The sequence below is a fragment of the Pseudarthrobacter sp. J1738 genome, from assembly GCF_050490315.1.
Taxonomy (GTDB): Bacteria; Actinomycetota; Actinomycetes; order Actinomycetales; family Micrococcaceae; genus JBNPEO01.
In genome coordinates this window covers 87,336-103,161 of sequence record NZ_JBNPEO010000005.1, presented here as the reverse complement: position 1 = coordinate 103,161, position 15,826 = coordinate 87,336, and the positions used below count along the sequence as shown (strand labels likewise).

Sequence of the window (15,826 nt, the reverse complement as noted above, 5' to 3'; positions counted from 1 at the left end):
CTTTCTGATGACCGCCGACTGCGGTCATCGGGGAAGGGTTAGATGTGGCGCCCCTATTTGCCGCGCATGGCCTCGCTGATTTGGTCTTGGACCTCGGGCTTGAGGGTGGCATCAGCACCCGGTAGGCCATCGGCGAATTGGCTCGCGAAGTTTTTCTTGGTGTTGCGGTCTGCCTTGAGCTTCTGCAGCACCATCCTGCCCAAACCAGCGGCTACGGCAGCAATAACGACGGGCAATACAAAGGATTTTCCATTCTCAGCCATGGGCTCAGCCTAAACGAAGATCACTGCCCTGGCTCCACGCCGTCGAGATAAAACCACTGACCGTCCTCCCGGACAAAGCGGCTCAACTCTTGCTGCACACCCTTCTGACCGTCAAGGAGGTAGTAGGCACTGAAAGTCACAGTTCCTTGTGTATCAAACGGCCCACCAGCAGAAGCGTCTTCAATCACTAAGCGGCGCCAGATCATCCCGGCTTCCAGCTCCAGCTCATCTGGACGGGTGCTGGGGTGCCAAGACTTCATCAGATACTCCACGTGACCACAAGCGAAAGCGGTATAACGCGATCGCATCAGCGCTTGAGCCGTTGGCGCAGATTGGGTTCCATGCAAAAAACGGCCACAGCACTCGGCAAAAATGTCGCCGCTATTACACGGGCAACGATCAGCGTCTGCGAGGGGTTTCATGCCACCAGATTACGTGGCCCCGGCCGCTAATCTAGCAAACAACAAGACTGCAACATACGTTGCTCTGCAACGCTCACGCGGGCCGGTAGAATGGAAGCGCAAGCTCGCGGAGCGCCGCTTTATGTTGCTTCCCGGAATTGAAAACCACCCCATGTGGCCCCAATCCCTGAAGTACTCGAAGCGCGTGAGACGGCAACTCTCCGTGGCAGCCCTTTTAAGGTTCACCCACCGCTCACGCACAGGAGTTGCCGGATGCCCCGGATCGTTGTTGATGTCATGCTTAAGCCCGAAATTCTTGACCCGCAGGGTAAGGCGATCGTGGGAGCACTCCCCCGGCTCGGATTCACTTCCTTCAGCGCCGTGCGCCAGGGAAAGCGCTTCGAACTGACCGTGGATGGTGAGGTCACCGAGGAAATCTTGGCCCAGGCCCGCGAAGCCGCAGAGACTCTCTTGTCCAACCCGGTGATCGAGGACGTTGTTAACGTCGAGGTAGTCGAGGCCTAAGCATGACTACCCTTCCCTTGATCGGCGAGGCAATCGCCGTCGCCGCTGACTCGCGCCTCGCCGGCGCCCGAATCGGCGTCGTAACCTTTCCTGGAACACTTGATGACCGCGACGCCGCCCGTGCTGTCCGCTTGGCCGGCGCCACTGCTGTGCCACTCTGGCACGCCGACACCACCCTTGGTGACGTGGACGCCGTCGTAATCCCCGGTGGTTTCTCCTACGGAGACTACCTCCGCGCCGGTGCCATCTCCCGCTTTGCCCCGTTGATGGGCAAGATCGTGGACGCCGCCAACTCGGACGCCAAACTGCCCGTGTTGGGTATTTGCAACGGCTTCCAGATCCTCACCGAATCCCACCTACTCCCGGGATCGATGATCAAAAATGATCACTTGAAGTTCATCTGCCGCAACCAGATCCTCCGAGTGGAGAACAACACCACCGCGTGGACCTCTGACTATGAGACCGGCCAAGAAATTACTGTCCCATTGAAGAACCAAGACGGCCAGTACATTGCGGACGAGAAGACCTTGGACGCATTGGAAGCCGAAGGCCGCGTCGCATTCCGCTACGTCGATTTCAACCCGAACGGTTCCCGTCGGGACATTGCCGGGATCACCAACGCCGCGGGCAACGTGGTGGGCCTCATGCCGCACCCCGAGCACGCCGTGGAGCCAGGCTTTGGCCCGGAATCGGCTGACGATTCCAATGCCGGGACTGATGGCTTGGGCTTCTTCACGTCCGTACTGAACCAGCTCGTGGGAGGAACCAAGTGAGCACCGAGACCACTACTGCTGGCCAGAAAAAGTTCAATATCGACACCGTTGAGAACGCCGCGGAAACCCCAAACACGGAACTGCCCTGGGCCGAACTCGGCCTGAAGCAAAACGAATTCGACGAGATCGTTAAGGTCCTTGGCCGCCGCCCCACCGGCGCGGAACTGGCCATGTACTCCGTGATGTGGAGCGAGCACTGCTCCTACAAGTCCTCCAAAAACCACTTGCGCCAATTCGGCGACAAGGTCACGGAGGAAATGAAAAAGGACATGCTCGTGGGCATCGGTGAAAACGCCGGTGTGACCAACCTTGGGGACGGCTGGGCCGTGACCTTCAAGATTGAAAGCCACAACTCGCCGTCGTTCGTGGAACCGTACCAGGGTGCTGCCACGGGCATTGGCGGTATTGTCCGCGACATTATTTCCATGGGTGCCCGCCCGGTAGCCGTCATGGATCCACTGCGTTTCGGCGCGATTGATCACCCGGACACTGCCCGCGTGATGCACGGTGCTGTTGCCGGCATCGGTGGCTATGGAAACTCCTTGGGCCTGCCGAACATCGGTGGCGAAATGGTGTTTGACTCCGTCTACCAGGGAAACCCACTGGTCAACGCACTGGCTGTTGGCGTGATGCGTCACGAGGACATTCGCCTGGCTAACGCCTCGGGCAAGGGCAATAAGGTGGTCCTGTTCGGTGCACGCACCGGCGGCGACGGCATTGGCGGCGCATCCGTGCTGGCCTCTGAGTCCTTCGACTCCACCAAGCCCTCCAAGCGCCCCGCCGTTCAGGTGGGTGACCCCTTCGCTGAGAAGGTCCTGATCGAATGCTGCCTAGAACTGTTCAAGGGATCCCTGGTTGAGGGTATTCAGGACCTGGGCGCCGCAGGTATTTCTTGTGCCACCTCGGAACTAGCTTCCAACGGCGACGGCGGTATGGAAGTTGAGCTGACCTCCGTACTGTTGCGTGACCCCACCCTGACCCCGGGCGAGATCTTGATGTCAGAGTCGCAGGAGCGCATGATGGCTGTTGTCACGCCGGAGAACGTTGCAGCGTTCGAAGCTGTGATGGACAAGTGGGCTGTTGAGTACTCGTGGTTGGGTGAAGTTACTGACACTGGCCGGCTCATCATCACGTGGGAAGGCGAGGTCATTGTTGATGTTGACCCGCGCACCGTTGCCCACGACGGCCCCGTTTACGATCGCCCGTTCGCCCGCCCCTCGTGGCAGGACTCGCTGCAGGCTGACACGTTCACCGGTTCCGTTCAGGATGCCGGCCGCCCGGCAGCACCGTCAGAGCTCGCGGCTGCTGTGACCGAGCTGGTTGCCTCGCCGAACATGTGCTCCAAGGCCTGGATCACCAACCAGTACGACCGTTACGTGGGTGGCAACACTGCCATGGCGTTCCCGGATGATGCTGGTGTGGTTCGTGTGGATGAAGAAACCGGTTTGGGTGTTGCCCTCGCAACCGACGCCAACGGCCGCTACACCTACCTGGACCCTTACCAGGGTGCGCAGCTGGCCTTGGCCGAGGCGTACCGCAACGTGGCCACCGCTGGTGCTATCCCCATGGCCGTGAGCGACTGCTTGAACTTCGGCTCCCCTGAGGACCCGGACGTGATGTGGCAGCTCGCCGAGGCGATCCGTGGCCTGTCCGACGCCTGCATGGAACTGGGTATCCCGGTGACCGGCGGTAACGTTTCGCTCTACAACCAGACCGGCACTACGCCGATTCACCCATCGCCAGTGGTTGCGGTTTTGGGTAAGCTCGACGACGTCGCCCGCCGGACGCCCTCCGGCTGGAAGGAAGATGGCCAGGCCATTTACCTTTTGGGCACCACGGGCGCCGAGCTAGACGGTTCCGAATGGTCCAACTTGCGCGGACACTTGGGCGGCCAACCTCCCAAGGTTGATTTGGCTGCCGAGCGCCTGCTGGGTGAACTACTGATCAACGCTTCCCGCGACGGCATGATCGACGCCGCACACGACCTCTCTGAGGGCGGCCTCGCGGCTGCTCTGGTGGAGTCCTCGCTGCGCTACGGCGTAGGCGCCCGGATCTCCTTGGACGAGGTGATGGAGCGCGACGGCGTTGACCTGTTCACTGCACTGTTCTCCGAGTCTCAGGCCCGCGCAATCGTGTCTGTACCGCGCTCTGAAGAAATCCGTTTCAAGGACATGTGCACGGCCCGCGGCTTCGCCCACACCCGCATTGGTGTGGTGGACGCCGAAGGCAAAGCACTCGAGATCGGCGGCGTGGACACACTCCCCCTCGACGCACTGCGCGAAGCCCACGAAGGCACACTGCCGAAGTACTTCGGGTAGTTTCAGCTAAATAACTGAGCCACATAACGACGGCGGGGTCCCCACTTGAGTGGGGACCCCGCCGTCGTACTTTTATGGGCCGTGACGCCCGAAGGCGTGCACGACAGCTCAGTTTTCCAAGCCAAGGCTCAGCCGGTCCGGCGAAGATCCGCTAATTTCCGGGGAATGCTGTTTTGGGCGGTTGCGAAAGTTGAGCTCCCGTGCACGAGTTTGCTTTAAGCTCTGGTTTAGAGCCGCTGGTAACGGGAGCGCAGCACGGAGAAAAGCCCGTAGGCAATCAACCCGATGCCGATAAGGGCAACAATCCACACCCCAAAACTCTGCGCCAAAAATGCTTTGAGCGCCTCATCCAGGCCACCCGACTTGGACGGATCGTGTTTGACCGTGGCCACCACAATCAGCAGCCCAACTGCGGCGAGCGCCACCCCCTTGGCGCAGTAGCCAGCCACGCCGAGCCAGATAAATGCTGTGCCAGTTGTGCCGCTCGGTTGCCCACGCAGATGCTTTTCGAAACCTCTCCGGACGCCAATCACCACAAAAACTACCCCTGCCACCATGAGGCCGGCCCCAATCGCCGCCAGAAGAACCGTGCCGGGTGTGCTACTCATCAGATCGGCACTGAGTTTTTTGGAGCTCTGACCGCTATCGCTGCTTTGCCCCAGCGCGAAGCCGCCAAAAGCTATTGCTGCGGCAGCCAAAACAACCGCCTGCCCGCCAGCCTTGAGTCTGTTCTTGACTTGGTGCTTTGACGCTCCAAAACGCCAACCCATCAACGCCTCGCTTGCCAAGTACAGTGCCAACACAGCGCACACAATAAACCCGGCCCACAGCAACGCCAGCGAGAACGGGTTTGAAGCCAACTGACTTACCGCACCGCTCTGATCGGCGTCGCCCTTTTCCCCCAAAGCCAAGCGCAAAGCAGTGACACCAATCAGCACGTGAACCAGTCCAATGGCGGCATAGCCTGAACGGGCAAGGACTCTGACAACCTTGCTGTCTTTGATGTCATCGACTGCGTCGTCTGCGGAACTCGCAGCGCGCGATACTGCATTACCCATGCACAAATTCTATGGCTGCCCACTCGAAAACAAGGTACGACGGCGGGGTCCCCCACTCAGTGGGGCCCCGCCGTCGTACCTTGTAAAGGCTAGTACTACTTCAATGTTCCTTGCGATACGGAACCCTGCAATTGGCGCTGGAAGATCACGTAAACAACCAGTACCGGGAGGACAGTTACTGTCACTGCCGCGAACAACGCACCAAAGTCCACCGCGTAACCCATCTGGCTTGCGAAGGACGCGAGGCCTTGCGAAAGCACCTTGGGGCCACCGGCGTTCAAAGCAACCGGAATGAGGAACTGGTTCCACAAACCCAAGAAATTGAAGATCGCCACAGACGCCAAGCCAGGCTTAGCCATGGGCAACATGATTTGGAAGAACGTCCGCCAGTCACCTGCACCATCCAAAGATGCTGCTTCGGTGATCTCGTGCGGCAAGGACTTGAAGAAGGAGAACAAGAAAAACACGGTGAACGGCAAAGCGAAGCCCACATAGGTGAGGATCAAACCGAACAAATTGTTCAACAATCCCATGCTGCGCAAAATACCGAACAACGGCACCATGGCTAGGAACGGCGGGAAGGTCAGGCCAGCAAGCATCAAGTAGTAGATGGCGCGGCTACCCGGGAACACAAAGCGAGCCAAAACGTAGGCACACATGGCGCCGAGCAGCATCACCAAAACCAATGCCGAACCAACCACGATCACTGAGTTCAGGAAGTAGCTGCCAATTCCGGCCTCAGTCCACGCCTTCGCGTAGTTATCGAACCGCCACACTGTTGGAAGTGAGAACGGTGAGGCAAAGATCTCCGAGGAGCTCTTGAACGAGGACATGATGGTCCACAAGAGCGGCAGAATCACGATCGCTGACCAAATGACCAACACTATGTGGGAAACAGAAGCAACAGCTTTGTCCCCCGGGGTGGATTCAACCTTGCGGTGTTCAAAGTTTGCCGGAGCGCTACGGCGTCCAGAAGTTTTAGTCATTGTCATGAAGACACGTCCTCAGTACCGCCCGTCAACCGGTTCACAAGGAACACGATCGCGGAGAAGATCAGGGTGGCAATTGCGAGAACTACACCCATGGCAGTGGCAAGACCGAACTGGCCCTTGTTAAAGGCCGTGAAGAACAATTGCTGTGCCATCACCAAGGTGGTGTTATCCGGACCGCCAGCATTGGGGAACAACGCTGCCATGTAAACGAACGCATCCAAGGCCAAGATGCCCATGTATATGTAGGCCGTCTGGATGTTGTCTCGGATCATCGGGATGGTGATGGAAACCGCGGTGCGGAACCGCCCTGCACCATCAATGCGGGCCGCTTCAAATAGCTCAGCGGGGATGCCCTTGATACCAGCAATAAACAACACCATGTAGAAGCCAACAAATCCCCATACAATCACAAACATGGAGGCACCCATGGCGGTTTCAGGGTTACCCAACCAGGCAAAGTCCTTGAATCCACCCATGCCCAGGGAGGTCAAGATGCCGTTAAGGAGACCGCCTGAGGGATCATAGATCTGGCCCCACATAATACCGATGGCGATTGCCGGGATTGTGTAGGGGAAGAACGAGACCACACGGTAAAAGCTAGATCCTTTGAGGCCTTTGACTTGCCCTTTGCTGCTGCCGCCCACTGTTACAAGGGTGGCGAAAACGAGGCTCAAAACGATCGTGACGATTGGCAAAACCAAAAGCAGGAGAAGGTTGTTGCCCAGCGCCTTCATAAAGATGTCGTCGCTGAATATTCGGCGATAGTTCTCAAGCCCTACAAAGTTGCTTTTGGGCGAGAAGCCGGACCAGTCTGTCAACGAATAGTAGAAAGCCTGAACGAACGGAGAGATCACAAAGACCAGGTAAATCACTAGCGGCACGCCAAGGAAGACGGCCATAAAGCTCACGCGGTCCCAAGTGAGTTTCTTCCGGCGCGGCCGGACGGCGGCAGGCGTGCTGCCACCGTCCAACTGCGTCTTTAATGCGGGTAGTGTCACTTCACTTCAATCTTTGTCACCGAGCTGTCGTTACGAACCTTGTCCGTGATGGACTGCAGAGCCTTGGTCAAGGTAGCAACGTCAGACTTACCGTCGAGGAACGTGTTCCAGACAACCAGTTGGTCCTTGTTGGTGCCGTAAAGGTCAACAAAGCCCCACGTAAAGATGTCCTTGCCCGCTTCGTCAAGAAGCGTGGTCTGGGAGACCAGGGCAGTGGAACCGAAGCCATCAGCCGGAACGGTGTCCTTGACAATGGTTGGGGCCAGTTTGGTCTTGGCGAAGTTGGTGGCTGCATCCTTGGAGAGCATCACACGCAGCAGTTCCTTACCACCGGCAACGTTCTTACCCTGGGACGGAACCACGAATGGCTCACCAGCGGTCGAGTGCAAACCAGCCTGAGAAAGCTTGCCGTTAGCGGAGACCGAAGGTGCCGGCATACCCATCATCTTGAAGCCAGCCTTGGTCTGGTCCTTCATCTCGTTTTCAATCCACGAACCGGACGGGTAGAGCAGAGCTTCCTGAGCGTTGCTCCACTGTGCCTGGGCTGCGGTGAAAGCGGTACCCGAGCCACCGGGCTTGAAGTGACCGGCCTTAACGTGCTTTTCCAGTGCTGTGAATACGGACTGAACTGCCGGGAGGGACCAGCAGCCTTCCTTCAAGTTGTCCAAGGCGAGACGAACTTCGTCGCCGCCTTCCTTGATAGCGGAGGCAATAGCCATTTCCTGGTAGTACGTGGCAGCTTCCTTACCCCAGACGAACAAGTACTTGCCCTTGGCCTTAGCCTTTTCGCCGAGCTCGAAGGCCTCGTCCCACGTCTTGGGCGGGGTCCAACCGTTAGCTTCAAACAAGGATGAGGAGTACCACACTGCGTATACGGTCAACACGTAGTTGATGGCAGCGAGCTTGCCGTCGAAGGTTCCCGGAGCCAAAACGCCGTCGTAAAGGGTGTCCTTGATGACCGTGCCTTCAAGGTTCTTGGCCTCAATAACGCTGGTCAAGTCTTCGAGCTGCGGCAGGATCGTGTTGAACCCAATGGACTTTGCACCGGAGTTATCGATCAAGTCCGGCGGGTTTCCACCGGCAAAACGCGGCTGCAGTTCCTGGGAGATGTCCGTTGAGGGGGAGATCTTTGCCGTGGAACCGGCCTGAGCCTTCTCGAGGCCCTTGCCTGCAAAGTCTACGTAGTCAATACCGTAGCCACCCTTGAAGATGACTGCATCAACGGTGGACTTGTCTGCCATACCAAAGGGGTTGGTATCGGATACGGCACCCGTAGGGCCGCTTGTGGTGGTGCCTCCTCCACCAGCGCAAGATGCGAGTGCACCTCCTACCGGGATCAAAGCTGCGGTGGCTAGTGCGCCGCGAAGGAATCCACGCCGTGCAACCGGCTGACTCTGGATTTTCATATCGTTACCTTCCGATGACTGATGAGAGCTTTTGGGGGCGTAAGAACGGTCCGCCCTCGCATTTGGGGAGTCAAAACGACGCCACCGCCTGTGTGATATACAACACCAAGTATGCTCGAAACGCAACATTTCAAGGGAGTTTCAATCACATTCTTTCATTAACAACATGTAACGGGCATCACATGCCGATTGTCATCATGGTCTTTTCCCCGGTCAATTGCCAGAGGAAAACCTCAACCGACACTCAAACGAGGCCTACCGTCAACCGTTTGCTCTGCCTCCCATCTGCGTGCCGTAAAATGCCTCTAGATATCACATAGCCAGTTCTATTTCCTGACGTTTCCGTCGCGGACTCCCTATGGTTGATAGCTAGAAGACTTGGGGGTCTCGGTGACTAGAAGTGCCTTGGTAGGTGAACTTCTCAGCCATGTGCGCGCGGGCAAAACCTACGGCGCTTTACTGGTTGGCGACACCGGCTTTGGAAAGACTCGTGTACTCAACGCGCTACGGACTATTCTGGCTGCCGAGTACGAAGTCATTCAGCTCTTCCCCAGCCGATCATTGACTCCCCTACCATTTGGGACCGTCGCTGCAATCATTGGTCACGGAGAAGGCAGCGCCATAACGTTCCACGAAGCCTTAGCCACGATCATGGGCAGGATCCGGGAAACAGCCCACCAAGGCCGTCGCACTCTGATCGTCATTGATAACGCATCTCTCGTCGACCAAGAGAGCAGCGCAGTCATCGCCCAGGCCGTACTGGCTGGCAATTGCCAAGTGATCATGGCTCAACGAAACCTCAGTCGAGAAACAGCTCTGACCCAGCTATGGCGCGATGGTCTGCTCACTCGTTTCCAAGTAGGCCCACTGACTCAGAATGAGGGTTTCGATCTCATTCTGAGCATGACTGGGGGGCGGCTCTCTCACGGTGCTGGGAACTACTTACTGCGCCGAGCCGGTGGAAGCCCAATGGCTCTGAGTGGCCTGGTTGCCGGCGCGCTTGAGGAGGGATCGCTACGTTGTGACGACGGCTGGTGGGTTCTAGATCATCCAACCGGACGCTACGGCGGGGAACTAACGGAAATCATTAATGCGGACCTGGCCGCAATGAATCCGGCTGAACGCAAAATCATTGAACTGGTTGCCCTTGCTGGCCGCGTCCGCTTGTGCGACCTCAACAAGTTGGTCAACAGCGCAGCATTAGACGCACTTCAAGAATCTGGGCAATTAAAGATCGATGCTTCGGGGGAACCCATCGTCCAAATGGCGAATAGGGCACACAGTGGCATGATTCGCCAGCTAGTCCCGATTGGACGCTCGCAGAGCTACCGTCACGAACTCGCCCAAGTTTACGATCCATGGAAAACCAAAGATTTCAAGGGCAAAATTCGCGACGTCACATGGGGGCTCGACTGCGGCATACTCCCATCCGACCAAAAACTCATCATCGCCGCCAGAATGGCCAACCATGAGTTGTACAGCGACGATGCGTTACGCATTGCCACGGCTGCGGTAGACGGTCCGCTGAGGGCTGCGGCCCTCGCCGAACAGGCACAGGCGTTGGTCTACCACAACGATTATCTCCAGGCAGAGCAGTTGGGCATAGCCGCCCTTGAGATCGCTACAAGTGCCGTTGATGGTCTGCGCGCGTTGACCGCTACCTTGCACGCCCAATTACCGTCCAAAGACGGCGAGGAGAAACTTGAACGCGTAGAACGCCTGTATTTTGACCGCTTCCCGGAGGCTGCAGAGTCAAACTCAGGTATAGCCCAAGCATCGCGCATTGTTCTGGCGATGGCTCATCTTAGCCTTGGCCACCTAGACGCAGCCAGAGAATCGTTCGAGAAGCTTCTGGCTGCCCCGGCCGACCTTAGTCCAGTGGCGGAGGCTATGGCCTCCGTGAGTTTGTCCGAAATTCTCTCCGAAACCGGAGACGTCCTTGCGGCCTCAGGCATGGCCAGAGCGGCTTTAGCGGCGATCGGGCGCCAAAGGCACGTAAGTCCCCACACTGCGATCTACATACTCACTAGATCAGCCGTGAATTTCCTCAATGAGGGTGATTTTGCCTCTGCGCGGCACTTGCTTCATAGGGAAGAACCCGAAAATTACAGCATCGAGCTACCAATCGGTGGTCTCAAGCACCTAGGAATTGGTATTGCGTTTATCCACGAGGGACGACTCGCTGAAGCAGCTGAAGAGCTGACCGCAGCTGCCGCTTCCTTAAGGGGTTACGATCCCTGGCAGATGCTTGGCACCGCTCTGAGCCACCTAGCCTACTCACAGGCTGCGAGCGGTCAACATGAAGCTGCACGCTCCCACCTTGATGAACTGGAGCAGTACCACCGTCGCTCTGGTGTGGTGCGCGAACTCGAAGCCCAAGCGATGTCAGTGGCCGCGGAGAGCCTTCTGACATCCACATTTGATGCCTCGCTACAACTACAAACACTGGCCAAACGGTCACGCGAACTAGGTTTGCGCAGCGTTGAACTAACCATTCACGAACTTCTAATTCGGCTGCGTCACACGGAATCGCTGCCGCGCTTTGTGGAATTAGCTGAATCCATGGAAGGACGGCGAGCGAGCCTCTTCCGGACCTTCGCCTCCGCTGTTGCCAGCAAAAGCGGCACGAATTTGGAGGAGGCTGCCGTGCACGCCCACGAACGTGGCTACGTCTTGCTAGCAGCAGAACTCCAGTCCATGGCCATTTCAGCATTTGACGCAGCCAAACGATCAGAACGGGCTCGCCGTGCAACTCAGCGCCTTGTGGCCATGCGCAACGAAATCCCAGACGTCGATTCTCCGTGGTTTACCAACACCGACATCCCGAAACTTACTGCACGCGAGAAACAAATCACCGATCTGGTCCGCGCCGGTCATGGAAACCGGGATATCGCAGACCTCCTGAACGTCTCCTTGCGCACCGTAGAAGGGCACCTCTATCGCTTGTTTATCAAATTGGACGTCTCATCTCGCGAAGAGTTGGCAGAGGTAGCTGCACTACTGGCCTAACAGTCGTTGGCCCAAACGCATCCCAAAACCGGGTAAGACCACCAGCGGTCTAGGCGTGATCTACCGCCTCCGCACACTGTGCCACTGCCGCAGCGGCCAGCTCTTGCTGTTTGGGTGTGCCGAGCCGTTGTGCCCATTGCTCTGCAAGCTGAAATTCCACGAGCGCCTTGGTGAACTCTTTGCCGTCGCTGAGATGCCAGCCAAGGTTGTTGTGCAAAACAATCAGCCAGCGCTTGGTCTGCTGGTCAGTCACAGTGGAGGCGTACTCAATGGCACTGCGGGTCCACAACTCGCAGTGCTCGGCATCGGCAATCGCGAGCATATGGAGCGCGTCCACGGCCAAGAATTCTTCGCCGAGGTGATCGCCCAGTTCGGCAGCCTGTTCAAACAAGGGAACTGCCATTGCGGCCTGACCGGAGGAGTTCAGAACCCTGCCCCGTTCCAGCAAGATCCGCACGCCGATCGTCGGATCTTCCTCGGCGCCCTCGATTGAGTCCAGGTACATGTCCGCTTCTTCGTAGCGGCCTTGCAACCCGATGGCGCGCCCTAGCTGCGTAGCAAGCTCGGCCCGCTCGCCGTCGTCGTATTCTGTGCTTGTGAGCGCCTGCCGGAAGTGTTCCTCGGAGGCGGCCGGATCGGAAAAATTCCAAAGATCGTCAAGGGTTTTTTGGTTCAACATGATCGCTCCCGCTCAGCTTGTGGCCGTGGTCAGTTGAGATGTGGGTCAATTCAATACCGGTCAATGCCAATCTAACGGCTCAAACGGCTCCAGCCGAGTTGTTCACGCTGGCGGCGTGGTAGCGACGCCACCACCAAGTCATAAGAATCTTCTACCATGTCCCGAATCATGGCGTCCGGGAGACCGTCTAAGATCACACCATTCCAGTGTTTTTTGTTCAGGTGGAACGCGCCGGTGATCTGCGGATGAGCTTGCCGCAATTGCTGCGCAAGCACGGGTTCGCATTTGAGGCTCACACTCAACGGTGAGGCCCGCAACGCGCTGAGGGCAAAAACTTTTGGCGGGTGCTTGTCCCCGTCAACGGCGGCGCCCACCTTATATACGGCAGTCTCTGGCCCAAAGGGGTAGTCCTCAAAAGCGCCCGGCAGAGTCAGGCAGAAGGCTCGGAGCGCGGCAGCGTCCATAGACTGTTCCTAGAGGCCAGTGCGGTGGATAACCCTATCCGGGCATTCGTCCATCACTACGTCCAGACCGGCGTCCTTGGCTCGCTGGGCTGCGTCCTCATCAATAACACCGAGCTGCAACCAAACTGCTTTTGCACCCACGGCGATTGCTTGGTCCACCACAGCTCCCACTCGTTGGGAGTTCACAAAACACTCAACGACGTCGATGGGTTGCTGGTCAGCGGGAATGTCAGCGAGGGATTTGTAACCCTTCTCCCCGTGAACGTCTACGCCTGCCTGGTTGATGGGAATGATGTCCATGCCCAGCTTGTCCCGCACAGTTAAGGAGACGTCGTATGCCGCCCGCCATTCGTTGTTGCTCAACCCAACGATTGCCCAACGCCCCTTGGTGCGCATAAGCCGTTGGATAACTGCTGGGTCATTTTGATGTGCCATAGGGAAAGGCTACCTCCATGATCTGACGGTTTTGGCGCTAGTGCTTCAACAAGCACAGCACGACGCCGGTTCCTCACCCACGTGGGGCAGTTACCGGCGCCGCGCGTACTGGAGTCCTACGGTGCGGTCCTATTCGGCGTCGACAGTCAGAATGATCTTGCCCCGAGTGTGACCGTCCATGTTCAGTCGAAAAGCGTCTGCTGCCTGATCGAGCGGGAAGGACTTGGCTACTTCTAGGCGTAGCCCGAGTTCATCAACCATCGTGACGAGTTCCTCCAGATCTGAGCCCACCGGATTGACCCACATCCAGGTGCCGCCGTGGGCTTCCACCTCGGCATCGGCAATCGAGGCATGGCGTCCACCCTGGACCAACACGGCGAGCGTCGCTTCGAGGTTTCCACCAGCGAAGTCCGCAACAACGTCGGCGCCGTTGGGGCTGAGTGCACGCACACGTTCGGCGAGGCCTTCACCGTAAGTGACAGGCTCGGCACCGAGTTCGCGCAGGTAGCCGTGGTTCTTTTCCGACGCGGTTGCAATCACGTGGGCGCCCATGGCCTTGGCAATTTGGATGCCGAGCGATCCAACGCCACCCGCGCCGCCATGAATCAGTAAGGTTTCTCCGGATTTCAAACCTAATCGGCGAAGGACTTGGAAGGCGGTTAGCCCTGCAAGTGGGAGGCCGGCGGATTCGTTCCAGTCCAGAGTTGTGGGCTTGGGGGCAAGGAGCCGCTCGGGCAAGGCAATGTATTCGGCAAAGCTACCGCCTTGGACAAAGTCCTTGCGTCCATAGGAGATTACTTCCTGGCCGGGCTTGAAGTTGGGGGCGTCAATACCTACCGATTCCACCACGCCTGCCACGTCCCAGCCGGGGATTGCAGGGAACTGGATGTCCATCAGCGGGTCAAGGTATCCGGCCATGATCTTCCAGTCCACTGGGTTGACCGAGGCGGCTTTGACCTTTACCAGAACCATTCCAGGCCCAACTTTGGGAAGTGGCTGCTCTGTGAGTTCAAGAACGTCAGGGTTTCCGTATTTGCTGTATGTAATTGCCTTCATAGCTGGTCAAACAGCGAGCCACTAGGGAGTATTCCACCACGTCTACGTCAAACCCTCCGCAGCCAAGTGGCTACAGAGGGTTTGATAAGGGTCTGTGCTAGTCGTTGATGAGGTCGTGAACCACAATGGTCTGGTCGCGGTCCGGTCCCACACCGATTGCGGAGAAGCGGGTTCCGGAGAGCTTCTCGAGAGCCAGCACATAGTTGCGAGCATTCTCGGGGAGATCCTCGAGAGTGCGGGCCCCCGTAATGTCCTCGGTCCAGCCATCAAAGTATTCAAAGATCGGCTTGGCATGGTGGAACTCGGTCTGCGTCATCGGCATTTCGTCGTGGCGCACACCGTCAACGTCGTAGGCCACGCACACGGGGATCTGCTTAATACCGGTGAGCACGTCCAGCTTGGTCACGAAGTAGTCCGTGAAACCGTTCACCCGCGACGCGTGGCGTGCCAGCACGGCGTCGTACCAACCACAGCGGCGCGGGCGGCCGGTGTTCACACCGAATTCGCCACCGGTCTTCTGCAGGTACAAGCCCATCTCGTCAAATAGCTCCGTGGGGAACGGGCCGGCGCCAACACGAGTGGTGTAAGCCTTGATGATGCCGATCGAGCGGGAGATGCGGGTTGGGCCGATGCCCGAGCCAACCGACGCGCCACCGGCGGTGGGGTTCGAGGAGGTGACGAACGGGTAGGTGCCGTGGTCAACGTCCAGGAATGTGGCCTGCCCGCCTTCCATCAACACAACCTTGCCCTCGTCCAGTGCCTTGTTGAGTACATAGGTGCTGTCAATGACCAAGGGGCGCAGTCGGTCCGCGAAGCTGAGGAAGTATTCCACAATCTCTTCGACATCAATGTCCCGGCGGTTGTACACCTTGACCAGGAGTTCGTTCTTTTGCTTGAGAGAGCCTTCAACCTTTTGGCGCAGGATGGACTCGTCAAAAACGTCCTGAACACGGATACCCAAGCGGGCCACCTTGTCCATGTAGGCGGGGCCAATGCCACGGCCCGTGGTGCCGATGGCGCGCTTGCCGAGGAAGCGTTCGGTCACCTTGTCCAGCGTCTGGTGGTACGGAGCAACCAAGTGGGCGTTAGCCGAGACGCGCAGCTTAGAAGTGTCAGCGCCACGGGCCTGCAGCCCATCGATTTCTTCAAAGAGCGCCTCGAGGTTCACTACACAACCGTTGCCAATGATGGGCACCGCGTTGGGGCTGAGGATACCGGCAGGAAGGAGCTTGAGCTCGTACTTCTCGCCGCCTACGACGACGGTATGCCCGGCGTTGTTTCCACCGTTTGGTTTGACCACGTAGTCAACACGGCCGCCGAGCAGGTCAGTAGCCTTGCCTTTTCCTTCGTCGCCCCATTGGGCTCCAACGATCACGATAGCTGGCATGGGATCCTCCCCCAGATTCACGGGCCGAACCACAGTCAGCTGGCTGCAGATCAGCGCCGTAC

Annotated in this window: 15 protein-coding genes; 4 read left to right on the top strand and 11 right to left on the bottom strand. The window is 58.0% G+C overall.

Annotated elements, in window-relative coordinates:
• Positions 1 to 53: 53 nt before the first annotated feature.
• Positions 54 to 263 (bottom strand): hypothetical protein, encoded by a 210-nt coding sequence (locus tag ACQR35_RS09130; protein ID WP_430267406.1) that lies wholly within the window; start codon positions 261 to 263, stop codon positions 54 to 56.
• A gap of 20 nt (positions 264 to 283) precedes the next feature.
• Positions 284 to 685, bottom strand: a complete 402-nt coding sequence (locus tag ACQR35_RS09125) for a YchJ family protein (protein ID WP_430269837.1) — start codon at positions 683 to 685, stop codon at positions 284 to 286.
• A gap of 252 nt (positions 686 to 937) precedes the next feature.
• On the opposite strand from ACQR35_RS09125, the gene purS reads away from it, so the two are divergent.
• Genes purS through purL form a run of 3 tightly spaced genes read left to right on the top strand, consistent with a single transcriptional unit; the run spans position 938 to position 4,280 of the window.
• On the top strand, positions 938 to 1,189 hold the full coding sequence (purS, locus tag ACQR35_RS09120; RefSeq protein ID WP_430267404.1) for a phosphoribosylformylglycinamidine synthase subunit PurS: 252 nt from the start codon (positions 938 to 940) through the stop codon (positions 1,187 to 1,189).
• Between the two features lie 2 nt (positions 1,190 to 1,191).
• The gene (purQ, locus tag ACQR35_RS09115) at positions 1,192 to 1,962 is read left to right on the top strand and encodes a phosphoribosylformylglycinamidine synthase subunit PurQ (RefSeq protein ID WP_430269836.1); all 771 of its coding nucleotides are present in this window, start codon (positions 1,192 to 1,194) and stop codon (positions 1,960 to 1,962) included.
• Positions 1,959 to 4,280: a phosphoribosylformylglycinamidine synthase subunit PurL gene (gene purL, locus ACQR35_RS09110; RefSeq protein WP_430269835.1), complete on the top strand. Its 2,322-nt coding sequence runs from the start codon at positions 1,959 to 1,961 to the stop codon at positions 4,278 to 4,280. The genes purQ and purL overlap by 4 nt, the downstream gene beginning before the upstream one ends.
• A 227-nt stretch (positions 4,281 to 4,507) precedes the next feature.
• Here the strand turns inward: purL and ACQR35_RS09105 are convergent, their stop codons facing one another.
• The 4 genes from ACQR35_RS09105 to ngcE form a co-directional block, all read right to left on the bottom strand.
• On the bottom strand, positions 4,508 to 5,338 hold the full coding sequence (locus tag ACQR35_RS09105; RefSeq protein ID WP_430269834.1) for a DUF1206 domain-containing protein: 831 nt from the start codon (positions 5,336 to 5,338) through the stop codon (positions 4,508 to 4,510).
• A gap of 95 nt (positions 5,339 to 5,433) precedes the next feature.
• Complete coding sequence (locus ACQR35_RS09100; protein ID WP_430269833.1) at positions 5,434 to 6,324, bottom strand: carbohydrate ABC transporter permease; 891 nt, start codon at positions 6,322 to 6,324, stop codon at positions 5,434 to 5,436.
• Positions 6,325 to 6,326: 2 nt separating this feature from the next.
• Complete coding sequence (locus ACQR35_RS09095; protein ID WP_430267542.1) at positions 6,327 to 7,229, bottom strand: carbohydrate ABC transporter permease; 903 nt, start codon at positions 7,227 to 7,229, stop codon at positions 6,327 to 6,329.
• A gap of 95 nt (positions 7,230 to 7,324) precedes the next feature.
• Positions 7,325 to 8,734: an N-acetylglucosamine/diacetylchitobiose ABC transporter substrate-binding protein gene (gene ngcE / locus ACQR35_RS09090; protein ID WP_430267399.1), complete on the bottom strand. Its 1,410-nt coding sequence runs from the start codon at positions 8,732 to 8,734 to the stop codon at positions 7,325 to 7,327.
• Positions 8,735 to 9,124: 390 nt separating this feature from the next.
• Here ngcE and ACQR35_RS09085 point away from each other — a divergent pair, with 390 nt between their 5' ends.
• Positions 9,125 to 11,743: a LuxR C-terminal-related transcriptional regulator gene (locus ACQR35_RS09085; protein WP_430269832.1), complete on the top strand. Its 2,619-nt coding sequence runs from the start codon at positions 9,125 to 9,127 to the stop codon at positions 11,741 to 11,743.
• Positions 11,744 to 11,792: 49 nt separating this feature from the next.
• Here the strand turns inward: ACQR35_RS09085 and ACQR35_RS09080 are convergent, their stop codons facing one another.
• The 5 genes from ACQR35_RS09080 to ACQR35_RS09060 form a co-directional block, all read right to left on the bottom strand.
• Positions 11,793 to 12,422, bottom strand: coding sequence for a hypothetical protein (locus ACQR35_RS09080; RefSeq protein ID WP_430267396.1), 630 nt, complete (start codon positions 12,420 to 12,422; stop codon positions 11,793 to 11,795).
• 71 nt (positions 12,423 to 12,493) lie between these two features.
• Positions 12,494 to 12,886 carry an MmcQ/YjbR family DNA-binding protein gene (locus ACQR35_RS09075; RefSeq protein ID WP_430267395.1) on the bottom strand — a complete coding sequence of 131 codons (393 nt, stop codon included), beginning with the start codon at positions 12,884 to 12,886 and terminating at the stop codon, positions 12,494 to 12,496.
• Between the two features lie 9 nt (positions 12,887 to 12,895).
• The gene (locus ACQR35_RS09070) at positions 12,896 to 13,321 is read right to left on the bottom strand and encodes a CoA-binding protein (protein ID WP_430269831.1); all 426 of its coding nucleotides are present in this window, start codon (positions 13,319 to 13,321) and stop codon (positions 12,896 to 12,898) included.
• A 129-nt stretch (positions 13,322 to 13,450) separates the two neighbouring features.
• The gene (locus ACQR35_RS09065) at positions 13,451 to 14,377 is read right to left on the bottom strand and encodes an NADP-dependent oxidoreductase (RefSeq protein WP_430267393.1); all 927 of its coding nucleotides are present in this window, start codon (positions 14,375 to 14,377) and stop codon (positions 13,451 to 13,453) included.
• A gap of 97 nt (positions 14,378 to 14,474) precedes the next feature.
• Positions 14,475 to 15,764: an adenylosuccinate synthase gene (locus ACQR35_RS09060; protein ID WP_430267392.1), complete on the bottom strand. Its 1,290-nt coding sequence runs from the start codon at positions 15,762 to 15,764 to the stop codon at positions 14,475 to 14,477.
• Positions 15,765 to 15,826 lie beyond the last annotated feature (62 nt).